The following is a 17,166-nucleotide window of genomic DNA, read 5'->3' on the forward strand; positions in this document are numbered from 1 at the left end:
TCCAGCCGATCAACTATCCGACGGTGCCGCGCGGCACCGAGCGGCTGCGCATCACGCCGACGCCCTTCCATTCGGACGCACTGATCGCCGAGCTGCAGGACGCGCTGGTCGAGACCTGGGACGCCCTCGGCATTCCCTATGCCACCTCCGGCCGTCCCGCCGTCGCCAAGAGCGACCGCATCATTCCGTTGCTGGTGAACCAGTCAGGCGGTTGAAATCAAAGGCGCAAAACTTGATCCGGCGCAATGCGCGGGCCTGAGAAGAGGGAGAAGAAAACAGGTTCAAGGACCAGAACGATGACACACTCTGTTTCACACGCTTCCATCACACATGCCGCCGAGCAGGCGCAGCAATGGGTGAACGAACTCGCCAGGGATCTGGACTGGAACGAACAGAGCGCATTCCGTTTGTTGAAATCGGTCCTGCATGCCCTGCGCGATTGGCTGTCGCCTGAGGAAATGGCCGATCTGTCGGCCCAGTTGCCAACGCTGGTCAGAGGCATCTACTTCGAAGGGTGGAACCCGGCCGAACCGGCATGGGAGCGCAAGAAGCGCGACTTCGTCATCTGCGTCCGGGACAGCTTTGGCTACGAGCCGGAGATCGACATCGACAAGGCCATCGGAGCGGTGTTCAAGCTTCTCGACCGACACATCTCCCATGGCGAGATCGTCCAGGTCCGCAACTCGATGAAGAAATCCCTGCGTCAACTATGGCCGGAGGGATGACCGATGTTTCGCGACCGCCAGGAGGCTGGACAGAGACTCGCGCTCGAGCTCGCCAAACTCACCTTGCAGGATCCGGTCGTTCTGGCTCTGCCACGAGGTGGCGTTCCCGTCGCCTCCGAGGTGGCCAAGGTCCTCAAGGCGCCGCTGGATCTGATCCTCGTCCGCAAGGTCGGAGCACCCGGCAATCCGGAACTGGCTGTGGCCGCTATCGTGGACGGAGACCCTGCGGACGTCGTGCTCAACCGGGAGATCGTGGAAGCCTATTCTCTCGGCGATGACGAGCTTCGCGTCTTGATCGCAAGGGAGCGCCCTGAGCTGGAGCGCCGTCGCACCGCATACCGCGGCGGGCACGCGCCCTTGTCGGTTGACGGCAAAACGGTGATTGTCGTCGACGACGGGGCTGCCACCGGAACAACGATGAAGGTTGCCATCCGCGCGCTGAAGCGGCGCTCGCCTCGCAAGGTCGTTGTCGCAGTTCCGGTCGCGCCTGCGGACACCGCAACCGAACTTGCGCAGGAAGCGGACTTGCTCATCTGCCCCAGTCAGCCTGCCCGCTTCCGCGCGCTCAGTTATTATTACGCCAAATTTCCGCAAGTCTCCGACGGTGAGGTCCTCGACATCATGGCTCTCGCCGCCCAGGCGCAAGGGAGTGGCCACAAAGCCAACGACAGAAGGCGGTCCGCCGCGCACGCCGCAAACAAGTCGCGGCCTATAGCCGGCAGCTAGGAGGTCACCGATGCAGATCCGCACACTTTCCGCTCTGGAGTGCACAAAAATACTGACGGCCAATCGCTTCGGACATCTGGCCTGCGCGAAGGACGGGCAACCTTACGTCGTCCCGTTCTACTTCGCGCACGCCGACAATCACCTTTATGCCTTTTCCATGCCGGGCAAGAAGATCGACTGGATGCGCTCCAATCCGCTCGTGTCCGTGCAGGTCGAGGAACGCGGCACCGGGCGAGGTTGGAGAAGCGTGATCGTCAACGGCCGCTATGAGGAACTTCCCGACCGGATCGGACACAAGGTGCAGTGCGATCACGCGTGGTCCGTCTTGAGCAAGCACGCCGACTGGTGGGAGCCAGGCGCGCTCAAGCCGGACACATACCTCGACGCGGAGCATCTTCCCCACGTCTTCTACAGGATCTCCATCGCGGAAGTCTCGGGCCGCGAGGCGATAGAAAGCTGATATGGCGAGCCTGGGCGGCGGAAGCTGCGCAAAGCTGACCACGGGTCGAAGTGGTTGGCTGCATATGCAGCCCATCTAAGGGCAACTGCCATGGACCCGCTCATAGCGCGACTTGGGATCGCCTTGGCGATAGGACTGCTCGTTGGCTTGGAACGCGGCTGGCGAGAGCGTGACGCGCCCGATCGCAGCCGCACGGCAGGCATCCGGACATTCGCTATCTCGGGCCTTCTCGGCGGCATCGTTGCGGCACTGGCCGAAGCCCTTGCCGCGAGCTCGGTGCTGGTCGCCGGCTTCCTCGCCTTCGCAGCTATTCTTGCCTGGTACAAGGCGCGTGAGGCCGCGCATGATGAGGATTTCAGCGTCACGACCGTCATTGCTGGCCTCGCCGTCTTTGCGCTCGGCGCGCTCTGTGTGGCCGGCGATTTCCGGGTTGCCGGCGCCGGGGGCGCAGCCCTTGTCGCGCTGCTTGCAAGCCGCGAGGTGTTGCATGGGCTCCTGCAGCGCCTGACCTGGATCGAACTCCGCTCTGCGTTGGTCTTGGCGGCGATGACAGCGATCGTGCTACCCCTGCTGCCGGACCGCACGTTGGATCCCTGGGAAGGCTTCAACCCATGGGAGATCTGGTTCCTGACGGTGCTGATGGCGTCGATTTCGTTCGCCGGTTACATCGCCGTCCGCGTGCTGGGAAATGCCCGTGGCTTGCTTGTCAGCGCGCTTGCCGGGGCGGTGGTCTCGTCCACCGCTGTCACCTTGTCGCTGGCTCGCACCGCCAAGGCGGCGAGCAATCCCTTGTCTTTTGCGGGCGCGGCTTCGCTGGCGGCGATGGTTTCGATCTTGCGTGTCTGCCTCGTGGTCCTCGCCCTGGCGCCGAGCGTGGCGACGTTCATCGCCGCACCCGCTCTCGCCGCCGCGCTGGCATTCGGCATCTGCGGAACAGTCGCATTGGCAGGCCACAGCCAGAAACCGCAGAAATCGCCCGTCGCGCGCAACCCGTTCGATGTGGGGCCGCTGCTCATCTTCGCCCTGCTCTTCGCATTCGCCTCGACCGCGAGCGCCGCATTGGCTTCGCAATTCGAAGAACGGGGGCTGCTGGCAAGTTCGGCGATCGCCGGTTTGTTCGATGTCGATGCTTCGGTGCTCAGCGCTCTGCGCCTGATCACACATTCGATCTCGATCGAAACGGTAGGACGTGCGGTGCTGGCGGCGCTGATGGCCAACGCGATCGGACGCCTTTCCCTGGCGGTATTTGCAGGTCCGGTGAGATTCTGGCTGCCCCTGGCCGGCACCACTTTGATCGCCGCGGCGGCGGGCTACAGCGCCATCCAACTCCTGTAGGGATCATTATGGCCCCCTGTCTCAACGCAGCAGGCGGCGCCAGGGCCAGATTTTGACCGGCGTCAAAGCTGCCGGGCCTGTTTCCTGTTGAATCCTCCTACCATTCGCAATTCGGAGGGCATCATGTCCACAACAGAGGTCAACATCCCAATCCGGGAAGCCGCGACCACGGCATCGACGAAGCTGAAACTGGGATCGCTGACGGAGCTCGTGATCGGTTCGATGGTGGGCTCAGGCGTGTTCAGCCTGCCCCAGAACATGGCCGCCGGCGCCGGTCCGCTTGCGGTCTTGATCGGTTGGGCAATCACGGCCCTAGGCATGCTCGCGCTGGTATTCGTCTACCAGTCGCTGGCGGTGCGCCGGCCCGAGCTCGATGCTGGTCCCTATGCCTATGCCAAGGCGGGGTTCGGACCCTTCGTCGGGTTCAACAGCGCCTGGGGCTATTGGATCAGCGCATGGGTCGGCAACGTTTCCTACGCGGTGATCGTCTTCAGCGCGCTGTCCTACTTCTTCCCCGCTTTCGGTGACGGGAATACGTGGCAGGCCGTGCTCGGCGCATCGATCCTGTTGTGGATCATCCACTTCCTGGTTCTTGCAGGCATTTGCCAGGCCGCGATCGTCAACACCATCGTGACCGCGGCCAAGATCGCCCCGGTCGTCCTTTTCGTCGGCGTCGTCGCCGTCGCCTTCAAGCTCAACGTCTGGACACTCGACTTCAGCGGGCTCGGCAACGCCTCGCTCGGTTCCGTCGCCGCTCAGGTCAGGAGCACGATGCTGGTGACGCTGTGGGTCTTTATCGGCATCGAAGGCGCCAGCGTATTCTCCGCCCGGGCTGAGCGCCGCAAGGACATCGCGACCGCGACGGTGCTCGGCTTCTTCACATGCCTCGCGCTCTATGCGCTGGTCTCGCTGCTTTCGCTCGGCATTCTGAGCCAGCCCGACCTTGCCGCCCTGAAGAACCCATCGATGGCGGGCGTGCTGGAGGCGGTTGTCGGGCCGTGGGGCGCCGTGCTCATCAACCTTGCGCTCGTCGTCTCGGTCGTCGGCGCCTTCCTGAGCTGGACGCTGCTTGCGGCGGAGATTCCGCATGTCGCCGGCAAGGACGGGACCATGCCGAAATTCTTCGGCCGGGAAAGCGACCGCGGCGTTCCCTCGACGTCGCTGCTCATCACCAACCTTCTCGTCCAGGCCTTTCTGGTGGTCACGCTGTTCGCGCAGAGCACCAGGCGCTCTTCTACATCGCCTCGGCCGCTATCCTCGTGCCATACATTTTTTCCGGAGCCTTTGCCGCCAAGCTGGCCCTGACCGGGGAAAGTTATGAGAGCGGCGAGCAGCGCGCCGGACCTCTCTTCGCCGGTGTGTTGGCGACGATCTATGGGCTCTGGCTCGTCTATGCGGCGGGACCCGCGTATCTGTTCATGTGTGCCATCCTCTACGCGCCGGGCATCATCTTCTATGTCTGGGCCCGCCGCGAGGGCAATCAGCGCATCTTCCATCCGGTTGAAGCCGTCATCGCAGCCGCGCTCGTCGCAGCCGCAATGCTCGCCGTCTACGAGATGTGGACCGGCGCCGTCAGCCCGCTTTGAGAGTTCGTCCCATGACAGATCTGGGTGTCCATTCGGAAGTCGGTCGCCTGCGCGAGGTGATGGTCCACAGACCGGATCTCAGCCTGCGCAGGCTGACGCCGGAGAATTGCAAGGCGCTGCTGTTCGATGACGTGCTGTGGGTGAAGCGGGCGCGCCAGGAACACGACATCTTCGTCGATGCCTTGCGCGAACGCGGCGTGGCGGTTCACCTGTTCGGCGAGCTCCTTGCTGAGACCATGGCCATTGGCGAGGCGCGCGCCTGGCTTCTTGATCGCCGCGTGCATGCCGGCGTCGTTGGGCTGGATATGGTCAATGAGATGCGAGGCTGGCTGAACGAGATGCCAGCCGAGCTGCTGGCAAGCTGTCTCGTCGGCGGCATTGCTCGTGCCGAACTTCCGTTCGAACCCAGGGGACTGACCGGAAGGACGCTTGCGCCGCAGGACTTTGTGCTGCCGCCGCTGCCGAACCAGCTGTTCACCCGCGACAGTTCCTGCTGGATCTACCGCTCCGTCTCAGTCAACTCCATGTATTGGCCCGCCAGGCGGCCGGAAGCGGCCAATGTCGAGGCTGTCTACCGCTTTCACCCGCGGTTCCGCGACAGCGGCATCGCATTCGTATCTCCGGCGGCCGGAACAGGCGTCAGCCTGGAGGGCGGCGACGTCATGCCGGTCGGCGGCGGCGTCGTTCTCGTCGGCATGGGCGAACGCACCACGCCGCAGGCGGTCGGCGATCTTGCCCGAAGCCTGTTCGCGGCCGGAGAGGCCACACGCGTGATCGCGGCGCTGATGCCGCGCGATCGCTCCTTCATGCATCTCGACACCGTCTTCACCTTCTGCGACCGGGACCTTGCCACCATGTATCCGCCCGTAGTCGAACGGCTGCGCAGCTTTTCGATCCGGCCCGGAGACGGCGATGCGGCGGTCGAGGTCAGGGAAGAGGATGCCCCCTTCACCGCGGTCGTCGCCGAGGCCCTCGGACTGAAATCGCTGCGGATCATCGCCACCGGCGGCGACCGCTACGAGGCCGAGCGCGAGCAGTGGGACGACGGCAACAATGTCGTCGCGGTCGAGCCGGGTGTCGTCATCGGCTACGACCGCAACGTCTATACCAACACGCTTCTGCGCCGGGCGGGGGTTGAGGTGATCACCGTCGAGGGCGCTGAGCTCAGCCGCGGCCGCGGCGGCGGCCATTGCATGACCTGCCCCATCGCTCGCGAACCGCTCTGAAAGGACCCAAAATGTCGATCAACCTGCATGGCCGCTCGGTGCTTTCGCTGGATGACCTCTCGGCCGACGAGATCCGCTTCCTCCTGAAGCTGGCCGTCGACCTCAAGGCGGCCAAGCAGGCTGGGCACGAGATACCGCGCCTCGTCCGCAAGAACATCGCCCTCATCTTCGAAAAGGACTCCACGCGCACGCGAACCGGGTTCGAAGTGGCCGCCTACGACCAGGGCGCCCACGTCACCTATTTCGGTCCCACCGGCAGCCACATTGGACACAAGGAGTCCATGAAGGACACCGCGCGCGTGCTCGGCCGGATGTATGACGCCATCGAATATCGCGGCTTTGCGCAGCATCAGGCCGAGCTGCTTGCCGCCCACGCCGGCGTGCCCGTCTACAACGGCCTGACGGACGAGGCGCATCCGACGCAGATCCTCGCCGATTTCATGACCATGCGCGAATTCACGCACAAGCATCTGTCCGACATGACCGTCGCTTTCGTCGGCGAGGGACGGGACAATGTCGCCCAATCCCTCGCCGTGGGCGCCGCCAAGGTCGGCATGGACATTCGCATTGCCTCACCGAGACAGCTTTGGCCGGACGAGGAATTCTGTGCCCATGTGGGGACCCTGGCGCAACGCAGTGGCGGCCGCTTCAGGTTGGACGAGGACGTGAAGGGCTGCGTCCAGGACGCCGATTTCATTTACACCGACGTCTGGCTCTCCATGGGCGAGGACAAGTCGGGCTGGCCGGAGCGAATTCGTCTTCTGACGCCCTATCGGGTGACGAGCGAGGTGATGGCGGCCAGCGGCAATCCACATGTGAAATTCATGCATTGCCTGCCGGCATTCCATGACACCGACACCGAAGTCGGCGCCTACGTCGCACGCGAATTCGGGATCGACTGCATGGAAGTCTCCGACGAAGTGTTCGAGTCCGGCGCCTCGATCGTCTTCGACCAGGCGGAGAACCGGATGCATACGATCAAGGCGCTGCTTGTCGCCACCATCGGCAACTGAGATGCTGATCGTCGCGGCACTCGGCGGCAACGCGCTGTTGCGGCGCGGTGAGCCCATGACGGCCGAGAACCAGCGCGGCAACGTGAAGCGTGCCGCATCGGTGCTGGCGGCATTGATCGGCGAAGGACACTCGGTCGTAATCACCCACGGCAACGGCCCTCAGGTGGGCTTGCTGGCGCTCCAGGCTGCCGCCAATCCCGACCACGGGGCTTTTCCATTGGATGTGCTGGGCGCAGAGAGTGCCGGCATGATCGGCTATGTGATCGAACAGGAGCTCGGCAACCTCCTCAGGGACAGGCTATTCGCAACGTTGCTGACGCAGGTGAAAGTGGATCATCGCGACCCAGCCTTCACGCACCCCACGAAACCGATAGGACCGGTCTACGACGAAGCGATGGCCCGCCGGCTTGCCGGCGAGCGCGGCTGGCAGATCGCGCCCGATGGCGACAAATGGCGCCGTGTCGTGCCCTCCCCCAGGCCACTCGAGATCCTGGAGGCCCCTGTGATCTCGTTCCTCATCGAGCGGGAGGTTGTCGTCATTTGCACGGGAGGCGGCGGCGTTCCGGTTGTGGAGGGCGCTGACGGCAGCCTTTGCGGTGTCGAAGCGGTCATCGACAAGGATCTGGCCAGCTCGCTGCTTGCGCGCCAATTGAAGGCCGACATGCTGCTCATGCTGACGGATGTTGATGCAGTCTATACCGGCTACGGCACCCCCAACGCCCATGCACTCCGGCGCGTTACCGCGACAGAGATATCGGGGCGGAATTTCCCGGCCGGGTCCATGGGACCGAAGGTCAGTGCCGCGATCGAGTTCGCCGAAGCGACAGGCAAGCCTGCCGCGATCGGCAGGCTCGACGATGCCCTGGCAATCGTCAAGGGCGAGCGCGGTACCTGGTTCGATTCTGGCAACTCGCCAGCCGGCTCGGCGGGCGGATAGGCAACTCCCGCAGGAGCGAGGCATTGATTTGCGTCAAGGCGGTGCTTCGCGGCTATGCCATGCTGGAAAAATGGAAATCGGATTGGCCAAGCTTCGTATCCTGTTCTCCGTGATCGTTTTGATCGCGGCGAGCGTTGCTGCGGGGGCTGTCTTCGCCGGCCAATCCCCGGGTGCGGGCGCCAACGTCAGCTGTGCCATCGATCCGATCCCCTCTCTGGGCAGCCCACACCAGGTGGCGGGCGATGTCGTCATGACAGACTGGCGCAGCCACGACAGCGGTTGCCAGCGTGATTGCAGCATTGGCTGCGTGCACTCGACCGGCTCCGGATGCTGTTCCACGAGCCTCGTCGCCGTCGAATGTAGAATTCCCTTTGGCGCCCCCGATACCGTCTGCGTGACGGCGGGCAAAGCTATCCTGGCGACCGGCATCGATCCCGAGGCCCTCCTGCAACCTCCCCAAATCCTCGCCTGATATCGCGCTGTCGCGGTCCTTGGATCGTTGAACCCAGCAGTGCGCCTCGAGGTTCCGTAATGCGCGAACAATCCGCGGAAACCAAACCGGCCACGGCCGGCTGCCTTCGCGCAACATTCAGAGTTCGCTTGGCCGTCCCACATCAACGACGAGGAAACAGACATGAAAACCCACCTTCAATTGATCACGCTTGCCGCATGCGTAACCCTGTCGGGCGCAGCTTTTGCCCAGACAGATACTCACCATCCTGCGACCGAGACCCCGCAAGCCGCGCCCGGGCAGTGCACGGCAATGATGTCCACGATGCAAAAGATGATGCCGATGATGCAGCAAATGATGCCCATGATGCAGCAGATGATGCAGGGCGGCATGATGCAAGGCGGCATGATGCAGGGCGGTATGATGCAGGGTGGCCAGGGCGGCATGATGAACGCCATGCCGATGGACATGACCAGCATGTCCGAGGCCTCCAGAAGCTACATGCAGGCGATGAAGCAGATGGACGGTCCGATGATGCAGGGCATCCAGGCCGCCGATCCCGATGTCGCTTTCGTCAAGGCGATGATCCCGCACCATCAGGGCGCGATCGATATGGCCCGTGCGGTTCTGCAATTCGGCAAGGACGATCAGGTCAAGGTCTAGGCCAACCAGATCATCGCGGCTCAGCAAGCCGAAATCGCCGCCATGCAGGAATGGCTCAAGCAACACGCGAAATGACGGGAGGAACCAATGGCAAACTCAGCATCCTCTCCGTCGGCATTGCGCTGGGCGTGACACCGGCCCTGATGAGCATGTTCTGTGCTCTGGCCTTCGCCACCCTATGCATCTTCACGGCCACCATTTCCAGGTGGTCGCGATTGACGGGCAGCGCTTCCAGGATGCCGTTCGCGACACGGTGCTGGTGCCGCCGATGCGCTCGGTCACCACTGCAGTAGACGCCCCGGCCAATGGGCATTCCATTGTCACCATCTCTACCACATGGCGCGCGGCATGATGTCGACCTTTGCCTATCGAACCTGAGACACAGCAGCAGTTGGCGCGGATGCCGTCACGAACTGCTGCACGGAGAGCAATGATGAAAAAGATCAATCTGGAGGTGCGCGACCTTGTCGGCATCATGGATTTTGCGGCGGTCGAAAAACGTCTTTCGGCTCTGCCGGGGGTCGCCGGTGTTGCGATGAACGCAGGATCGACAACCGCGACCGTCGAATTCGACGAAGTGCGAACGAACCCCGAGACGCTTGCCGAGGAAGTCGAGGCCTGCGGCTTCCATTGCCGTGGCGAGACTGTCCCCCGACATCTGTGCGTTCCCGACAGCACTGCGATTCCGTCGGGACACTCGCACGCGACCTTCGTGCATGCCGGACATGATCATGCGGGGCGCGCCGCCAGCGCGCAGCGCGGCGAGGCAGGGCAACGGGCGGCGGTGGCCAAGGCGCCGCACGACGCCATGGCCCATGAGATGGGGCACGGCGCCGGCATGGACATGCAGGGCATGGTCAAGGACCTGCGCAACCGGTTCTTCATCAGCCTGGTTTTCGCGCTGCCGATCTTTGCCATGGAGCCGATGGGTCTGGGCGAGCCCTGGCTGCGTCCGCCTTTCGGGATGAGCGAGGATCTGGCGATGTTCTTCCTCGCCAGCGCCGCGATCCTCTATCCGGTCTGGCCGTTTCTGGTCGCCGCCTGGCGGGCCTTGCGCAACGGCGTGCTCAACATGGCCGTGCTGGTGGTGCTGAGCGTAGGCACCGGCTATCTGTTCAGCGTTGGTGCGACCTTCTTCTTCAAGGGGCAGCAATTCTATGAGGCGGCAAGCGTGCTGCTCGTGTTCATCCTGCTCGGTCACTGGCTGGAGATGCGCGCCCGCGCCGGAGCATCGGCCGCGATCAGGGCCCTGCTCGACCTCGCCCCGCCGAGGGCCGCCGTTCTCCGTGGCGGCAAGGAGATCGACATTGCGACCGCGGACGTCGTGCTCGGCGACATCGTAGTCCTGCGGCCTGGCAACAAGCTGCCTGTCGACGGCGAAGTGATCGAGGGCACATCGACCATCGATGAATCGATGCTGACGGGCGAGTCGATGCCGGTGACGAAGAAGGTCGGGGACAAGGTCATCGGAGCGACGATCAACAAGAGCGGCACACTGCGCTATCGCTCCACCAAGGTTGGCGCCGACACCGCTCTTGCCCAGATCGTCAAGCTGGTCCAGGAGGCGCAGAATTCCAAGGCGCCGGCGCAGTTGCTCGCTGACCGCGCCTCGCAGTGGCTGGTGCTTGCCGCCATCGTTATCGGGCTTGCGACCTTTGCCGTGTGGTTCTGGTGGCTCGGCCAGCCCCTGCTGTTCGCGATGACGTTGACCATAACCGTCTTTGTCATCGCCTGTCCCGACGCGCTGGGCCTCGCCACGCCGATGGCCGTCATGGTCGGCGCCGGCCTTGGCGCTTCGAACGGCATCCTCTTCAAGAATGCGGCCGCCCTCGAGGAGGCGACAAAGCTCGACGTGATCGTCTTCGACAAGACCGGCACGCTCACCATGGGACAGCCCAAAGTGGTCGAGATCGTCCCGGCCACCGGCGTTTCGGCCGACGAGGTCCTGCAAGTCGCGGCGGCCGTGGATCAAGGCTCGGATCACCCACTGGCCCAAGCCATCGTCGAGCGAGCCGGAGACCCGAAGCTTCCCAGGATTTCGGGCTTCTTGAATATCGAAGGCAAGGGTGCCAGTGCCACCATCGGCGGGGCGGCGATCTTCCTCGGCAACCGGCGCCTCATGGACGAGCAGCAGATCGATCTTCTGGCACTCGGCGAGAAAACGGAGGCGCTGAAGGGAGAAGGCCGCACCGTCATTCATGTGGCGCGGTCCGGCAGGTTGCTCGGGCTGATCGCGATCGCCGACACGCCGCGCCCCACGGCGGTCGCCACAATTGCCAAGCTGCATGACCAGGGTGTTCGGGTGGCCATGCTGACCGGTGACAATGCCGGCACTGCAAAGCGCATCGCCGACACACTCGGCATCGATATCGTTCTGGCGGACGTGCTGCCCGCGCAGAAGGCCGAAAAGATCAAGGAATTGCAAGGGCAAGGCCTCAAGGTCGGGATGGTCGGCGACGGCGTCAACGACGCACCCGCCTTGACGCAGGCCGATGTCGGGTTCGCGATCGGGGCAGGCACCGACGTCGCCATCGAGAGTGCCGACATCGTGCTGATGAAGAGCGACCCCTACGACGTGGTCGGCGCGATGACGCTCTCACGCGCCACGCTGCGCAAGATGCATCAGAACCTGTGGTGGGCGGTCGGATACAATCTCATCGCCTTCCCAATCGCAGCAGGCGTGTTCTACCCCTTCCTGCTCAGCCCCGAGCTGGCGGCACTGGCGATGTCGGGCAGTTCCGCACTGGTGGCCATCAATGCTCTTCTGCTCAAGCGAACCAGGCTGGAAGGCATCCGGCCTGGCGTAACATCGACAGCCGAAGCAGCAGCCCATCGGCATCCGACGGGCGCACGGGCATGAGCCTCCCGTTGCCGGTTCGCCCCAATCCAGAGTAGTCGCGATAGCACGTGAGCGCCCCACCATGCGCCGGCCTTTTACAGGGCGCGCGCGGCCGATGCTGGTGGACAGCGCCGCCGCCGGTTGTCTACGCTAGAGCAATTCCAGGAAAAGTGTGTAACGGTTTTCCGTCCGGAATTGCGTAAAAACAAATACTTAGAGCGGTTCGGCGATTCTATGAATCGCTCTAGCGGGACCGATATCGACCTGCCGAAGGGGTCATGGAACAGCTCGAGGCCGTTGAATCCACCTCCATCCGCCTGCGGACCATCCCCGCGGGAATCTGGGCGTTAGGCTTCGTCTCGCTGCTGATGGACGTCTCATCGGAGATGATCCACGCCTTGCTGCCGATCTATCTCGTCACTGCCATGGGAGCGTCGATGGCGACGGTCGGCACCATTGAGGGCATTGCCGAAGCGACCGCCGCCATCACCAAGGTCTTTTCGGGCGCGCTGTCGGACTGGCTGGGAAAGCGCAAGCTGTTGGCGGTCATCGGCTACGGCCTCGCCGCTCTGACCAAGCCTGTATTCCCGCTGGCCTCTTCGATCGGCTGGCTCGTGGCGGCCCGCTTTGTCGACCGTGTCGGCAAGGGGATCCGCGGTGCCCCGCGCGATGCCCTAGTTGCGGACATCGCCCCTGCCCATGCGCGCGGCGCAAGTTTCGGGCTTCGCCAGGCGCTCGACACGGTCGGCGCGTTTGTCGGGCCGCTCCTGGCGATTGGCCTGATGTGGCTGACCGCCAATCAGTTTCGGACCGTGTTCTGGGTAGCGGTCATTCCCGGCCTTCTGGCGGTCGCGCTGCTGGTCGCCGCCGTCCACGAGCCGGCCCGGCCCGCCGGCCTGCGTGAAGTGCGTGCTCCCTTGAGCCTGTCTGAGCTTGGACGCCTGGGTTTGCCCTTCTGGCTGGTGGTCTGCGTCGCCACCGTTTTCACATTGGCCAGGTTCAGCGAAGCGTTTCTCATCCTCCGCGCGCAGGGCATGGGGCTGCCGATCGTCCTTGTCCCACTGGTGCTCGTGGTCATGAACGTGGTCTACTCGCTCGCGGCCTATCCGGCGGGCGTGCTCTCGGATCGCGTCAATCGCCTGACGATGCTTATTCTCGGCTTCCTGATCCTGATCGCAGCGGACGTCGTGCTGGCGCTCCCCGCAAATCTGGCGGGCGTGGCGTTGGGTGTGGCCCTGTGGGGCCTGCATCTCGGGCTCACGCAGGGGCTTCTCGCAACGCTCGTCGCCGATACGGCTCCGCCGGAGCTTCGCGGCACGGCCTTCGGAATGTTCAATCTGTCGTGCGGGCTCGCGCTGCTGGCCGCGAGCCTGCTGGCGGGCACGCTGTGGGATCTCTTCGGACCGCGAATGACTTTCCTGGCGGGCGCGGGCTTCACCGCGTTGGCGCTCCTTGGCCTCGGCCTGGTCCGTTGGCTGATGCCGACCCTTGGGCGTAACGGGAACGCGCAAGACGGCGCGGTGTCCAGTCAGTCCTGATGCCCATGCCCGGGCAGCCGTCTTGCCGCACGGCCGGTCCGATCGATGTGGATCAATGGCTGAGCTGCTCGTTGCATCCTTGCCTTGCGACTGCTGCTTCGACGGAGCGACGGCAATCGATCAGTGCGGCTGCTGCTCGGGCGGATGTCGCGTACCTGTCCCGGGCTATTGGACAATCAGGCCTGCGCCGGCCAGAAAGGTGCGGATTGCCGTGCGAACCTCCTGCTCCCGTCCAACCAAAAGATGCCCACCGGTATCGTAGACGACCAGCTTGGCACCGGGGATCCTGGCGGCTGCGAATTCGGCTGACGGAAGTGTGTTGAACAGGTCGTCGCGCGCGGAGACGATCATTGTCGGTGCAGTGATTTCTTCCAGCGGCAGCTCATGCAACTCCGGGGCGCTGTCGATATTGATGCCGGGGAAGCGCAGCGACAGCGGTTCAACGCTCCTGACGAAGCTCATGACGCGGCTCTTTTCGGCCTGGGGTGCGGCCGCTACCAGCACTGGCCGAACGCCGAGAAAGCGAATGAGTATCGACGGTGCGATATTCTCTGCGGCCCACCAGGCGAAATCGCCACCAGCACTGACGGCCCAGAATGCGAACTTGTTGCCGCGGCTGACGTCGATCGCAACCGGACTGGTGGGCGAATAAAGGGCTGGAACGACCAGAATGAGAGCGGCGACCTTGTCGGGGTGCCGGAGCGTCAGCTCGACCGCTGAACGAGCGCCCGCCGAAACACCGACAACCACCGCCTTGGGAACGTTCAGTCTGGAAAGCAACGCCGCGTGCGCGTCGCCCTGCGCGGCTGGAGAGGTGTCTCGCGGAATGGGCGTGCGCAGATAGCCGAAGCGCGACGGCGCGATGACCCGAAAGCCTCCACCCGCAAGATCGGCGGCAAGGGCAAGGCCTTGGTCAAAGCCGCCGCCGGCGCCGTGGATCGACAGCAGCGGAATGCCCGCGCCGCTGTCGGCGTATTCGATCGGTCCGATGTCGAGGTTGGCGACCACACTGCCTCGGCTGACGGCGTCACGCAGCCGACCAAGCTCGTTCCTGTAAAGCAGGAAAGTCACACCGGCCGCGGTCGCCATGGCGATAAGCATGACCAGCAGGAAGCCGCCAATTCGGCTCATTGCGAAAGCTCCTCCAAGGGACGAGCGAAAAAAGGCCCGCGCCTCCAGGATGTGACGGCAACACGGTGACCCGCGGGTGCTAGGCTACCGCCGTGACACCAACGACATAGTTCTTTCCATAGGCCTTGGCGCATTTCGGGCACGTCGTATAGAAGAAATAGACGTTGCCCGGCTCCGATTTCCGATCGCGCGCGATCTGCCGCATCTCCTCCAGCCACTGCCTTGCCTGGCTGTAGGGGCCCTCGAACACTTTCGTCATAAAGTCGCCGCTCAGCGTCGTCATTTCTTCCCCGGGAACCGATTTCGCAACCGAGAACAGATGCTCGCTGCTCCAGGGCGAAATATCCCGGCTGAGCACGATGAATTGATCCGTCGCCGAGGCTTCCGCGTCGTCGATATGCCTGTTGACGCGCGAGAACACGTTGCCCATGTTCAGCGGGATATGCATGACGCTGCGGGTGGTCGCTCGCAGGAAGCGCTTGTCCCTGAAGTGCAGTTCCTGACCGTCCCAGCCCTCGGGATTGAACCGGGGGCAGCAGCCGGTGGTGTTCACGCTGTCGTCGTATCGGGGCGTCTCATTCGTCTGCATGTTTGTTCCCCTGGATCCGATCGGCACCATCCAGCAGGTCAGGCGCCCGCCGTCATTGATCCTCGTCAACAACGAACGAAACGCGTTTGACGCGCATCAAGGCCGACCGACGGGATGACTGTTAGCTGGAACGATCTGGTAGGCGTCCGGAGATGGGCATGGCCCACAAACAGGTTTTGTTCCGCTCAGCGGCACGCGAAAAGATCCTTCGCGGCGCCACCCAACTGGCCGACGCCGTGCGGGTGACGCTCGGTCCGCGCTCGAAGTCGGTGCTGATCGAGAAGAAATGGGGCGCGCCTATCGTCTGCAACGACGGAGTGACGATCGCCAAGGAGTTCGACCTGAAGGACGCGGAGGAAAATCTCGGCGCGCGCATGCTGAGGCAGGCAGCCGAGAAGACCGGCGACATGGTTGGCGACGGCACTAGCACCTCGACCATCCTCGCCCACGCGATGTTCGCCGATGGCGTGCGCAATGTCGTCGCGGGCGCGAGCGCCATCGACATCAAGCGCGGTCTCGACCGTGCAACGAAGCGCGCGATCGAAACGCTCAAGCAGATATCGCGACCGGTCTCGACCAGGCGCGAGAAGGAACAGGTGGCTACGATCTCCGCGCACAACGACCCTCTCATCGGCGAGCTGATCGGCGAGGCCATGGAGAAGGTCGGTGGCGAGGGTGTGATCACGGTCGAGGAATCGAAGACCACCGAAACGGTCCTCGATGTGGTCGAAGGCATGCAATTCGACCGCGGCTTCCTCTCTCCCTACTTCGTGACCGATCCCGAGAAGATGGAAGCGGTGCTGGAAGACGCGCTGGTGCTCATCGTGGAGAAAAAGATCGCCTCGCTCAACGACCTCATCAAGCTGCTTGAGGCGGTAGCGAAATCGGGTTCGCCATTGCTGGTGATCGCGGAGGATGTCGAGGGCGAGGCGCTGGCCACGCTCATCGTCAACCAGATCCGCGGCACCTTCAAGAACTGCGCCGTGAAGGCGCCGGGCTTCGGCGACCGCCGCGAGGCCATGCTCCAGGACATCGCCATCCTGACTGGAGGGCAGGTCATTTCCGAGGACATCGGCCTCAAGCTCGAGAACGTCACGATGGCGCAGTTGGGGCGCGCCAAGCGCGTGGTGGTCGACAAGGATAACACCACGATCATCGGCGGCAGCGGCGACCAGAAGGCGATCAAAGCGCGCGTCGAGCAGATCCGTCGCGAGATCGGCGACACCACCAGCGATTACGATCGCGAAAAACTCCAGGAGCGGCTGGCCAAGCTCGCCGGCGGCGTGGCCGTCATCAAGGTCGGCGCGCCCACCGAGGCCGAGATGAAATCCAAGAAGGAAGCGCTCGACGATGCGATCAGCGCCACCAAGGCGGCCGTCGCGGAGGGCATAGTGCCTGGCGGCGGACTGGCTTTGCTGCGCTGCATCGGTGCGGTCGCGGAGGAAGAAGCGCGTTGCGAAGGTGATGAGCGCACCGGTGTCCAGATCCTCAAGCGCGCGCTCGAAACGCCTGTGCGCCAGATCGCCGAGAATTCGGCTGTCGACGGTGGGGTCGTCGTCGCCAGGATGACCGATGGGAAGGGAAATTTCGGCTTCGACGCAGGCCGTAAGGAATATGTCGACCTCGTCGAGGCCGGCATCATCGACCCGACCAAGGTGGTGCGCATCGCGCTGGAGAACGCCGTCTCGGTCGCCAGCGTCCTGCTCTTGACGGAAGCGACCATGACCGAGATTCCGGAGCCGGCAAAGGAACGCTCGCTCGAACCGGAAATGTCGATGTAGATGAGTCCGGCGATCCCCAGGCGCGTGTTCCGGCGTGGCGATGCTTGGAGCCCACATCTCGGGAGATGCAGGTTGGGCGCCTTTCGGCGCGCATTGCCCCCACTAAGGCAGGATGCATTCAAATTGAACTTGGCATCCCGCTCGATCGGTCTGCTTTAGCCGCCTT

Annotated in this window: 16 protein-coding genes and 2 pseudogenes; 16 read left to right on the top strand and 2 right to left on the bottom strand. The window is 63.7% G+C overall.

The window, feature by feature from the left end; all coding sequences use genetic code 11:
• From EN853_RS30355 to EN853_RS30420, 15 genes and pseudogenes are all read left to right on the top strand, one after another.
• A pseudogene (locus EN853_RS30355) lies at positions 1-215 on the top strand (5-aminolevulinate synthase); the annotation flags it as partial.
• A 141-nt stretch (positions 216-356) separates the two neighbouring features.
• Entirely contained in the window at positions 357-725 is a 369-nt protein-coding gene (locus EN853_RS30360; protein ID WP_245517236.1) for a DUF2267 domain-containing protein, read from the top strand.
• A 3-nt stretch (positions 726-728) separates the two neighbouring features.
• Positions 729-1,451 carry a phosphoribosyltransferase family protein gene (locus tag EN853_RS30365; protein WP_127862692.1) on the top strand — a complete coding sequence of 241 codons (723 nt, stop codon included), beginning with the start codon at positions 729-731 and terminating at the stop codon, positions 1,449-1,451.
• 10 nt (positions 1,452-1,461) lie between these two features.
• A complete protein-coding gene (locus EN853_RS30370; protein ID WP_127862693.1) occupies positions 1,462-1,911 on the top strand; it encodes a pyridoxamine 5'-phosphate oxidase family protein in 450 nt (149 codons plus the stop codon).
• 90 nt (positions 1,912-2,001) lie between these two features.
• Positions 2,002-3,246: an MgtC/SapB family protein gene (locus tag EN853_RS30375; RefSeq protein ID WP_127862694.1), complete on the top strand. Its 1,245-nt coding sequence runs from the start codon at positions 2,002-2,004 to the stop codon at positions 3,244-3,246.
• A 123-nt stretch (positions 3,247-3,369) separates the two neighbouring features.
• Positions 3,370-4,551 (top strand): basic amino acid/polyamine antiporter, encoded by a 1,182-nt coding sequence (locus EN853_RS30380; protein ID WP_245517237.1) that lies wholly within the window; start codon positions 3,370-3,372, stop codon positions 4,549-4,551.
• Complete coding sequence (locus tag EN853_RS34870; protein ID WP_245517238.1) at positions 4,506-4,832, top strand: hypothetical protein; 327 nt, start codon at positions 4,506-4,508, stop codon at positions 4,830-4,832. The genes EN853_RS30380 and EN853_RS34870 overlap by 46 nt, the downstream gene beginning before the upstream one ends.
• Positions 4,833-4,843: 11 nt before the next feature.
• Positions 4,844-6,058: an arginine deiminase gene (locus tag EN853_RS30385; protein WP_127862695.1), complete on the top strand. Its 1,215-nt coding sequence runs from the start codon at positions 4,844-4,846 to the stop codon at positions 6,056-6,058.
• An 11-nt stretch (positions 6,059-6,069) separates the two neighbouring features.
• Positions 6,070-7,071, top strand: a complete 1,002-nt coding sequence (gene argF, locus EN853_RS30390) for an ornithine carbamoyltransferase (protein WP_127862696.1) — start codon at positions 6,070-6,072, stop codon at positions 7,069-7,071.
• A 1-nt stretch (position 7,072) separates the two neighbouring features.
• A complete protein-coding gene (gene arcC / locus EN853_RS30395) occupies positions 7,073-8,008 on the top strand; it encodes a carbamate kinase (protein WP_127862697.1) in 936 nt (311 codons plus the stop codon).
• 82 nt (positions 8,009-8,090) lie between these two features.
• Positions 8,091-8,480 (top strand): hypothetical protein, encoded by a 390-nt coding sequence (locus tag EN853_RS30400; RefSeq protein WP_127862698.1) that lies wholly within the window; start codon positions 8,091-8,093, stop codon positions 8,478-8,480.
• A 180-nt stretch (positions 8,481-8,660) separates the two neighbouring features.
• A complete protein-coding gene (locus tag EN853_RS30405; RefSeq protein WP_245517239.1) occupies positions 8,661-9,122 on the top strand; it encodes a DUF305 domain-containing protein in 462 nt (153 codons plus the stop codon).
• 160 nt (positions 9,123-9,282) lie between these two features.
• Positions 9,283-9,500, top strand: a pseudogene (locus tag EN853_RS30410) (multicopper oxidase domain-containing protein); the annotation flags it as partial.
• Between the two features lie 55 nt (positions 9,501-9,555).
• Positions 9,556-11,982, top strand: a complete 2,427-nt coding sequence (locus tag EN853_RS30415; RefSeq protein ID WP_127862699.1) for a heavy metal translocating P-type ATPase — start codon at positions 9,556-9,558, stop codon at positions 11,980-11,982.
• A gap of 257 nt (positions 11,983-12,239) precedes the next feature.
• Positions 12,240-13,499, top strand: a complete 1,260-nt coding sequence (locus EN853_RS30420; protein ID WP_127862700.1) for an MFS transporter — start codon at positions 12,240-12,242, stop codon at positions 13,497-13,499.
• A 165-nt stretch (positions 13,500-13,664) separates the two neighbouring features.
• Here EN853_RS30420 and EN853_RS30425 read toward each other — a convergent pair whose 3' ends face one another.
• Together EN853_RS30425 and EN853_RS30430 are read right to left on the bottom strand one after the other, a co-directional pair.
• On the bottom strand, positions 13,665-14,630 hold the full coding sequence (locus tag EN853_RS30425) for an alpha/beta hydrolase (RefSeq protein WP_127862701.1): 966 nt from the start codon (positions 14,628-14,630) through the stop codon (positions 13,665-13,667).
• A 79-nt stretch (positions 14,631-14,709) separates the two neighbouring features.
• Complete coding sequence (locus EN853_RS30430) at positions 14,710-15,219, bottom strand: hydrolase (protein WP_127862702.1); 510 nt, start codon at positions 15,217-15,219, stop codon at positions 14,710-14,712.
• Positions 15,220-15,377: 158 nt separating this feature from the next.
• Here EN853_RS30430 and groL point away from each other — a divergent pair, with 158 nt between their 5' ends.
• Positions 15,378-17,000 carry a chaperonin GroEL gene (gene groL, locus EN853_RS30435; RefSeq protein ID WP_127862703.1) on the top strand — a complete coding sequence of 541 codons (1,623 nt, stop codon included), beginning with the start codon at positions 15,378-15,380 and terminating at the stop codon, positions 16,998-17,000.
• The last annotated feature ends 166 nt before the right edge of the window (positions 17,001-17,166 follow it).

This window comes from Mesorhizobium sp. M1C.F.Ca.ET.210.01.1.1 (assembly GCF_004791585.1).
In the GTDB taxonomy this organism is placed as follows: Bacteria; Pseudomonadota; Alphaproteobacteria; order Rhizobiales; family Rhizobiaceae; genus Mesorhizobium.